We start from the raw sequence: 10,030 nt of genomic DNA on the forward strand, positions 1-10,030 counted from the left end.
AGGAGTTGGGTGAGGGACCAGTCGACGTGGGGGGCGAGGGCCTGTTCGCACTGGTTCATCTTCTCGGCGAAGACGGGTGCGGTGTCGAGGAGTTCGACGGCCATGCCGGCCCACTGCGAGCCCTGCCCCGGGAAGACGAAGACCCGACGGCCGCCGGCGTCCGCGACGCCCCGCACGAGGTGCTGGTCCTGGCCGCCGGCGGCCAGCGCCGCCAGCGCGCCCGCCCGGTCGCCGCCGAGCAGCACCGCCCGGTGTTCGAAGGCACCCCGCCCGGTCGCCAGCGAGTGGCCGACGTCCACCGGATCGCCACCGGTGGCGCGCAGCTGCCCGCCGAGCCGGCCGGCCAGCGCGGCCAGCGCCTCCGCGCTCCTGGCCGACACCGGCCAGGGCAGTTCGGCGGGTGCGCGCTCCCGCGGCGGGGCGACGGCCTCCTCGGGGGCCTGCTCCAGGACGGCGTGCGCGTTGGTGCCGCTGAAACCGAACGACGAGACGGCGATCCGGCGCGGGCGCCCGTCCTCGGTCTCCCACGGGCGCGCCTCGGTCAGCAGCTCGACCGCGCCCGCCGACCAGTCGACGTGCGGGGTCCGCTCGTCCGCGTGCAGGGTCCTGGGCAGGACGGCGTGACGCAGCGCCAGCACGCTCTTGATCACCCCGGCGACGCCCGAGGCGGCCTGAGTGTGGCCGATGTTGGACTTCAGCGAACCCAGCCACAGCGGCCGGTCCCCGGGCCGCTCCCGCCCGTAGGTCGCCAGCAGCGCGTCCGCCTCGATCGGGTCGCCCAGCGTGGTGCCGGTGCCGTGCGCCTCCACCGCGTCCACCTCGGCGGCCGACAGCCCGGAGTTCGCCAGCGCCTGACGGATCACCCGCTGCTGGGCCAGCCCGTTGGGCGCCGACAGGCCGTTGCTGGCACCGTCCTGGTTGACCGCCGAACCGCGCAGCACCGCGAGCACCGGGTGGCCGTTGCGGCGCGCGTCGGAGAGCCGCTCCAGCAGCACCACGCCCACGCCCTCGGCCAGACCCATGCCGTCCGCGCTCGCGCCGAAGGCCTTGCAGCGCCCGTCGGCGGCCAGCCCGCGCTGGCGCGAGAAACCGACGAACACGCCCGGGGTGGCCATCACGGCCACGCCGCCGGCCAGCGCCAGCGAGCAGTCGCCGCTGCGCAGCCCCTGCGCCGCCAGGTGCAGGGCGACCAGCGAGGAGGAGCACGCGGTGTCGACGGTGATCGCCGGACCCTCCAGGCCCAGCGTGTACGAGACCCGCCCGGAGACGACGGAGGCCGCGGCCCCCGCCACCAGGTGGCCCTCGGTGCCCTCCGGCGCACCGGCGGCCGCGATCGAGGTGTAGTCCTGGTAGTTGACGCCGACGAAGACCCCGGTCCGGCTCTCCCGCAGCCCGGCCGGGTCGAGACCGGCCCGCTCCAGCGCCTCCCAGGAGCTCTCCAGCAGCAGCCGCTGCTGCGGGTCCATGGCGACCGCCTCGCGCGGGCTGATCCCGAAGAACGCCGGATCGAAGTCGCCCGCGTCGTACAGGAAGCCGCCCTCCTTGACGTACGAGTGGCCGGCCCGGTCCGGGTCCGGGTCGTACAGGTCGGCGGGCCAGCCGCGGTCGGTGGGCAGCGCGCCGATCGCCTCGCCGCCGTCCAGCAGCAGCTGCCACAGCTTCTCCGGCTCGTCGATCCCGCCGGGGAAGCGGCAGCTCATCGAGACGATGGCGATCGGTTCGTCCGGGTCGCCCGCGGTGCCGGCCGACGCGGGCTCCGGCCGCGCCCGGTCGAGCAGCAGTTCGCCGCGCAGCGCGGTGGCCAGGGCCTGTGCCGAGGAGTGGTCGAAGACCACGGTGGTGCGCAGCCGCAGGCCGGTGGCCGCGTTCAGGCGGTTGCGCAGCTCGACGGCGATCAGCGAGTCGAAGCCCAGCTCGCGGAAGGCGCGGGTGGGCGTGACGGCGTCCACCGAGTCGTGCCCGAGCACGTCGGCGGCGTGCCGGCGGACCAGCTCCAGCAGGATCCGGTCCACCTCGGCGTCGGACTGCCCGCGCAGGGCGCGGCGCAGCGCGGCGCCCGCCTCGCCGTCCTCGCCCCGCTCGGCCTCGGCTGCCTCCGCCAGCGCCCTGACCTCGGGGATCTCGGCGATCAGCGGGCTGGGCCGCACCGAGGTGAAGACCGGCACGAACCGCGCCCAGTCGACATCGGCGACCAGGACGGTCGTCTCGTCGTCGTCCAGCACCCGCTGCAGACCCGCGAGCGCGAGCCGGGGGTCCAGGAACGGGATGCCCCGCTCCATCAGCTGGCGCTCCAGCTCGGTGGTGGCCAGCCCGCCGCCGGCCGCGCTCCAGATGCCCCAGACGATCGAGGTGGCCGCCAGGCCCCGGCCGCGCCGGTGCTCGGCCAGCGCGTCCAGGTAGGCGTTGGCCGCCGCGTAGGCGCCGTGGTCCGCGCTGCCCCACGCGCCGGAGACCGAGGAGAACAGCACGAAGGCGTCCAGCTCGGTGTCCCGGAAGATCTCGTCGAGGTGGGCCGCGCCCAGGGCCTTGGCCTCCAGGGTGGCCGCCAGTTCCTGGGGCCCGAGCTCCCGGACGGTGCCGAGCTGCACGGCGGCGGCGGTGTGCAGTACGGCGCGCACCGGGTCGCCGGCCGCGGCCAGCCCGTCCACCAGCGCGCGCAGCGCGGTGAGGTCGGCCAGGTCGCAGGCGGCCAGGGTGACCCGGCAGCCCAGCACGCCCAGCTCGCGGGCCAGCTCGGCGGCGCCGGGTGCCCGTTCGCCGCGCCGGCTGACCAGCACCAGGTGCTCGGCGCCGGTCCGGGCCAGCTGCCGGGCCACCTGGGCGCCCAGGCCGCCGGTGCCGCCGGTGATCAGCACGGTGCCGCTCGGGCGCCAGTCGCGCCGGGCCGTGGCCTGGGCGGCCCGCACCAGCCGGCGGGCGAACACCCCGTCCGGGCGCAGCGCCACCTGGTCCTCGGCGCCGTCGCCCGCCAGCAGCGCGAGCAGCCGCCCGAGCGCCTGCTCGTCGTCCCGCGCCCGCTCGTCGGCCGCCGCCCGCGCGTCGTCCCGTGCCGACGGCCCGTCGAGGGGCGGCAGGTCCACGAGGCCGCCCCAGAGCGCCGGGTGCTCCAGCGCCACCACCCGGCCCAGGCCCCAGACCTGGGCCCGCAGCGGGTGGCTCGGCCGCTCGCTTCCGCCGGTGGCGACCGCGCCCCGGGTCAGGCACCACAGCGGTGCCCCGGCGTCCAGCTCCAGCAGGGCCTGCACCAGCGTGGTGGTCGCCGCCAGACCGGCCGGGAGCGCGGGCAGTCCGGGCACCACCCGGTCGTCCAGCCCGAGCAGGCTGACCACCCCGGTCGGCCGGGGGCGACCCTCCAGCGCCGCGCGCAGCCGCTCGGCCAGCGTGTCCCGGTCGACCGAGGGATCGTCGACGACGACCGGGAGCACCTCGGCGCCGGCCGCGGTCAGCAGGGCGGCCAGCCGCTCGCCTGCCGGGTCCGCGTCGGGCGCCCCGGCGCCGCTGACCAGCAGCCAGGTGCCCTGCGGCGCGGTGGCCGCGGGCTCGGGCAGGCGGCGCCAGGCGAGCCGGTAGCGCCAGCCGTCCAGCACGGTCCGGTCGTGGCGGTGGCGCCGCCAGCCGGCCAGCGGTGCCAGCACCTCGCGCCAGCCGTCCGCGCTCACGCCCAGGGTCGCCGCCACCGCGTCGGCGTCCTCGCGGTCCACGGCGGCCCAGAAGTCGGTGTCGGCCGGGTCGGCGGCCGCCACCGGCGAGGCCGAGGTGTCCAGCCAGAACGGGCGGTTCTGGAACGCGTAGGTGGGCAGTTCCACCGGGCCGCCCGGGTGCGCGTCGAAGAGCGGCGAGAAGTCCACCGGCACGCCGTTCACCTGCGCCTGGGCCAGCGCGAACAGGAGGCGCGCGAGCCCGCCCTCGTCACGGCGCAGCGTGCCGAGCACCACGCTGTCGGTGTGCCCGACGTCCTCCAGCACGTCCTGCATCGGCACGGCCAGCACCGGGTGCGGGCTGATCTCCACCAGCGCCGCGCCGTCGTGGCCGAGCGCCGAACGCAGGGCCGCGTCGAAGTCCACGGTCTCGCGCAGGTTGCGGAACCAGTAGCCGGCGTCCAACCGGGCGGCGTCCAGCCGCCCGCCGGTGACGGCGGAGTGGAACGGCACCCGGCCCTCCAGCGGCCGTACGTCGGCCAGCGCCGCCAACAGTTCCTCGCGCACGCTCTCCACGTGCGCCGAGTGGCTCGCCACGTCGACGGCCACCCGCCGGGTCCGGATCCCCTCGGCCTCGCACGCGGCCAGCAACTCGGCCAGCTCGGCCGGGTCGCCGGAGACCACCACCGAGGTCGGGCTGTTGACGGCGGCCACGGACAGCCGGCCCTCCCAGCGGCGCAGCCGCTCGCGCACCCGCGCGGCCGGCAGGTTCACCGTGGCCATCGCGCCGGTGCCGGACAGCGGCCGCTGGAGCCGGCTGCGCAGTGCGACGATCTTGGCGCCGTCCGCCAGACTCAGCGCGCCCGCCACCACGGCGGCGGCGATCTCGCCCTGGCTGTGGCCGACCACGGCGGCCGGTTCGACGCCGTACGAGCGCCACAGCGCGGCCAGCGAGACCATCACCGCCCACAGCGTCGGCTGCACCACGTCGATCCGCTCCAGCGGCGGCGCGCCCGGCTCGTCGCGCAGCACCTCGACGAGCGACCAGCCCACGTGCGGTTCCAGGGCCTCGGCGCAGTCGGCCACCGAGCGGGCGAAGACCGGGGATTCGACGAGCAGCTCACGGGCCATGCCCAGCCACTGCGAGCCCTGGCCGGGGAAGACGAACACCGTCCGGTCCCGCCCGTCGCCGAACGCGCGGGCGGACACCGCGCCCGGCGCGGAGGCGTCCTCGGCCAGGGCGGTCAGCCCGCGCAGCAGGTCGCCGGGCTCCGCGCCCACCACCGCCGCGCGGTGCTCGAAGGCCGACCGGGTGGTGGCCAGCGCGCGGCCGACGTCCACCGGACGCAGCTCGGGGCGGGCCGAGAGGTGCGCGGCCAGTCGGGCCGCCTGGGCCCGCAGCGCCTCCGGGCTCTGCCCGGAGACCAGCCACGGCACCGCCGCCGGCCGGCCGGCGGGCGCGGCCTGCGCGGGCTCCGCCGCCGGGGCCTCCTCCAGCACCACGTGCGCGTTGGTGCCGCTCATCCCGAAGGAGGAGACGCCGGCCCGGCGCGGGCGCCCTTCCGGCCGCCAGTCCCGTGCCTCGGTCAGCAGCTCCACGTCCCCCGCCGACCAGTCGACGTGCGGGGTGGGCGCGTCCACGTGGAGGGTGCGCGGCAGCACCCCGTGCCGCATCGCCAGCACCATCTTGATCACGCCCGCCACACCGGCCGCGGCCTGGGTGTGGCCGATGTTGGACTTCAGCGAGCCCAGCCACAGCGGCCGGTCCGCCGGGCGCCCCTGCCCGTAGGTGGCCAGCAGCGAGTCCGCCTCGATCGGGTCGCCGAGCGTGGTGCCGGTGCCGTGCCCCTCGACCACGTCGACGTCGGCGCCGGACAGACCGGCGTCTGCCAGCGCGGCCTGGATGACCCGCTGCTGGGAGGGGCCGTTGGGGGCGGTCAGGCCGTTGCTGGCGCCGTCCTGGTTGATGGCCGAGCCGCGCAGCACGGCGAGCACCGGGTGGCCGTTGCGCCGCGCCTCGGAGAGCCGTTCGACCAGCAGTACGCCGACGCCCTCGCCCCAGCCGGTGCCGTCCGCGGCCGCCGCGACCGGCTTGCACCGGCCGTCCGCCGCCATCCCGCCCTGGCGGGCGATCTCCAGGAAGGCGCCGGGCAGGGCCATCACGTTGGCGCCGCCGACCAGGGCCAGCGAGCACTCGCCGGACCGCAGGGCCTGGGCGGCCAGGTGCAGGGCGACCAGCGAGGCCGAGCAGGCGGTGTCCACGCTCAGCGACGGGCCCTCCAGACCCATCGCGTACGAGACCCGGCCGGAGAGCACGCTGATCGCGTTGCCGGTCATCAGGAAGCCCTTGACGGCCTCCGGGGCGCTCTGCCCCAGCGTGCCGTACCCCTGGTCCACGGCGGTCACGTAGACGCCGGTGGAGCTGCCGCGCAGCGCGTGCGGGTCGATGCCGGCCCGCTCCACGGCCTCCCAGCAGGCGAGCAGCAGCAGCCGCTGCTGCGGGTCCATGGCGACCGCCTCGCGCGGGCTGATCCCGAAGAACGCCGGGTCGAAGCCGCCCGCGTCGTCCAGGAACGCGCCGCGCGCCGGGGAACCGCCGGCCGCGAGCGCGCCCAGGTCCCAGCCCCGGTCGCCGGGCAGGCCGGTCATCGCGTCCCGGTCGGCGGCCAGCAGCTCCCAGAGGTCCTCCGGGGTGCTCACCCCGCCGCCGAAGCGGCAGCTCATCGAGACGATGGCGATCGGCTCGTGGCTCTTGGCCTCGGCCTCGCGCAGCCGCTCCCGGGTCTGCTGGAGGTCGATGGTCACGCGGTTGAGGTAGTCGCGCAGCTTCTGGTCGCTCACGGGGTTTCCTGCACCTTCGTCTTGAGGAGGGGGGAGTCCTGCGCGGGGGCGTGTGCGCGCGCCGTCGGGCGCGGAGGCCTCACTGCCCCTCCAACTGCTGGTCGAGATAGGCGAAGATCTCGTCGTCGGTCGCGGCGACGATGGCGTCGGCGCTCGCTGCCCCGGCCGGCGGGCGCTCCGCCGTGCGCGCCAGCACCTCGCGCAGCCGGCGCGCCAGTTCCTCGCGGACCGGGGCCTCGGGGTCGAGCGTCGCGAGCATGGCCTCCCACTGCTCCAGACCGGCGAGCAGGGCGTCCGGGTCCGCGGCGGTCGTGGCGGGGGAGCGCTCGGCGGCCTTCGCCGCCAGCCGGCGGGCCAGCGCCTCCGGCGTCGGGTAGTCGAAGACCATGGCGGCCGGCAGCCGGACCCCGGTCGCGGTCACGAGGCGGTTGCGCAGCTCGACGCCGGTCAGCGAGTCGAAACCGATCTCCTTGAACGGGCGGGCCGGCCGGATCCGCTCCGGCGAGGAGTGCCCGAGGACGGCGGCGGCGTGACCGCGCACCAGATCGAGCAGCAGCCGGTGCGACTCGGCGGCGCTCAGCGTCGCGAGCTGCTCCAGCAGACCGCTCGCGGCCTGCCCGTCCGGCCTGGCCACCGCGGCCCGCGGCCTGGAACGGCGGACCAGCCCGCTCCACAGCGCGGGCCCGTCCGCGCGCAGCGCCGTCCGGTCGACCCGGGCCGCCAGCAGGTAGTGGTGCGGGCCGGCCAGCGCCAGGTCCAGCAGCGCCAGGCCCTCGGCGGAGGAGAGCGCGCCCACCCCGCCCCGGGCCATCCGGCGCAGCTCGGCGCCGCCGATCCGCTCGGTCAGCGCACTGCGCTCCTCCCACAGGCCCCAGCCGACGGACAGCCCCGGCCGCCCCTCGGCCCCGCGCCGGACCGCCAGGCCGTCCAGGACGGCGTTCGCCGCCGCGTAGTTGGCCTGCCCGGGGGTGCCGAGCAGGCCGGCGCCGGAGGAGAACAGCACGAAGGCCGCCAGGTCCTCGTCGGCGGTCAGCTCGTGCAGCGCGATCGCCGCGTCCGCCTTGGGCCGCAGGACCCGGGACAGCTGCTCGTCCGTCAGCGACTCGGCGAGCCCGTCGTCCAGCAGGCCGGCCGCGTGCACCACGGCCGTCAGCGGACGGTCCCCGGGCACGCCCGCCAGCAGCCCGGCCAGCGCGCCGCGGTCCGCGACGTCGCAGGCCGCCACCGTGGCCCGCGCGCCCAGTTCGGCCAGTTCGGCCACCAGCGCCCCGGCATCCTCGGCCTGCGGCCCGCGCCGGCTCGCCAGCAGCAGGTGGCGCACGCCGTGCCCGGTCACCAGGTGCCGGGCCACCAGGCGGCCCAGCGTGCCGGTGCCGCCGGTGATCAGCACCGTGCCCTCGGGGTCGAGCGGGGTGGGCAGCAGCAGCACGTTCTTGCCCACGTGCCGGGCCTGGCTCAGGTGCCGCAGGGCCTGCGGCGCCTCGCGGACGTCCCAGCAGGTCAGCGGCAGGGGGGTGAGTACGCCGCGGTCGAACAGCGCCAGGATCTCGGTCAGCATCTCGCCGATCCGCTCGGGGCCGGCCTCCATCAGGTCGAAGGCCCGGTAGCCGACCCCCGGATGGTCGGCCGCGATCCGCTCGGCCGACCGGATGTCGGTCTTGCCGAGCTCCAGGAACCGCCCGCCGCCCGGCAGCAGCCGCAGCGAGGCGTTCACGAACTCCCGCGCCAGGCAGTTCAGAACCACGTCCACCCCGCGTCCCAGCGTGGCCGCGAGGAACCGGTCGGCGAACTCCAGCGTGCGCGAGGAGGCGAGCCGTCCGTCCGGCAGACCGGCCTCGCGCAGCACCCCCCACTTGTGCTCGCTCGCCGTGCCGAAGACCTCGGCCCCGGCGTGCCGGGCCAGCTGGACGGCCGCCAGGCCCACTCCGCCGCTCGCCGCGTGGACCAGCACCGACTCCCCGTGGCGCAGGCCGCCGAGGTCGAACAGGCCGTAGTAGGCGGTCAGGTAGACGACCGGCACGGAGGCGGCCTGCGCGAACGACCAGCCGTCCGGGATCCGCGCCACCGTGCGCCGGTCCGCCACCGCCCGGGGGCCGAAGGCCGAGCCGAAGATCCCGAGCACCCGGTCACCCGGCGCCAGGTCGGTGACCTCGGCGCCGACCTCCAGCACCACGCCCGCGCCCTCGCTGCCCAGGCCCTGCTGGTCCGGGGTCAGTCCGAGGGTCACCGCGACGTCCCGGAAGTTCATGCCCGCCGCGCGGACCGCGATCCGTACCTCGCCGGCGCCCAGCGGCGCGGGCACGTACGGCAGCAGCGCCACGCCCTCCGGGGTGCCGTCACCGGTGGCCTCCAGCCGCCAGAGCGGCTCGTCCGGCGGGAGTGTCAGCAGCTCCGGGCGCGCCGCGGCGGCCAGCCTCGGCACCAGGAACTCCGAGCCGCGCAGGGCGAGCTGGTTCTCGCCCTCGGGCGGCAGCGAGCTCGGCAGGATGCCGGAGTGCTCGGTGTCGAGCAGGACGAAGCGGTCCGGGTGCTCGTTCTGCACACTGCGCAGCAGGCCCCAGACCGCCGCCTGGGCCAGGTCCACCGGCCGGTCGCCGGGGCGGGTGCGCACCGCGCCGACGGTGCGCAGCACCAGCCGGGAGTCGGCGAACCGCTCCTCGGCCAGCCAGTTCCGGACCAGCGCGAGGGCGCCTGCGACCGCGCGGTGCAGCCGGGCCGCCGGATCGGGCCCGTCGGTGCTCCCGGTGGCGTCGGCACCGCCGCCCGTACCGCCGTGGTCCGTACCGCTGTCGTCCGCGCCGATGCCGTCACCGGTCGGGCAGTCGGCGAACAGCACGGGCGGAACGGGCTCCTCGCCGCCGGTCGGGTCGAACGCGTCGAGCGGGACCCAGGAGCCGACCGGCCCGCCGCCGACGGCCTGCCAGTCGAGCCGGAACAGCCGGTCCCCGTCGGCCGCCGGTGCGAACGCGCCGGCTCCCACCGGGCGCAGCACCAGCGAGTCCACCGTCAGGACCGGGCGGCCCGCCAGGTCGTACGCGTCGAGCCGCACCGCCTCCGGGCCGTCCGCCGACACGCGGACCCGCAGCGAGGTCGCGCCGCTCGCGTGGGCGCTCACCCCGGTCCAGCTGAACGGCAGCCGGGCCTGCCCGTCCTGACCGGTCAGCAGCGCGCTGGCCTGCAGCGCCGCGTCCAGCAGGGCCGGGTGCGCGGTGCAGCCGGCGGCGTCGGCGTGCTGGCGCGGGTCCAGCGCGATCTCCGCGAACACCTCGTCGTCGCGTCGCCAGGCGGCGGTCAGGCCCCGGAAGGCGGGGCCGTAGCCGTAGCCGGCCTCGGCGAACCGGTCGTAGAGGCCGTCCAGGTCCACCGCCTCGGCCCGCGGGGGCGGCCAGCCGACCAGGTCCGCCCCTGTGGCCGGTGGTGGGGTGGTGAGGGTGCCGGTGGCGTGGAGGGTCCAGGTGGTGGTGTGTTCGGGGCGGGAGGAGATGGTGAGGGTGCGGTGGTGGGTGGTGTCGGGGGTGGTGGTGCGGATCTGGAGGTGGTGGGGGGTGGGG

Annotated in this window: 2 protein-coding genes; both read right to left on the minus strand. The window is 77.1% G+C overall.

The features are described 5' to 3' along the window. Positions 1-6,479, minus strand: a 6,479-nt coding sequence (locus PUR56_RS15280) for a type I polyketide synthase (RefSeq protein WP_329949321.1), incomplete at its 3' end; no start/stop codon positions are given. Positions 6,480-6,558: 79 nt separating this feature from the next. Then, the coding region (locus PUR56_RS15285) for an SDR family NAD(P)-dependent oxidoreductase (RefSeq protein WP_329949322.1) at positions 6,559-10,030 on the minus strand (3,472 nt) is incomplete at its 5' end.

Source organism: Streptomyces sp. BE303 (assembly GCF_036290945.1).
Classification (GTDB): domain Bacteria; phylum Actinomycetota; class Actinomycetes; order Streptomycetales; family Streptomycetaceae; genus Kitasatospora.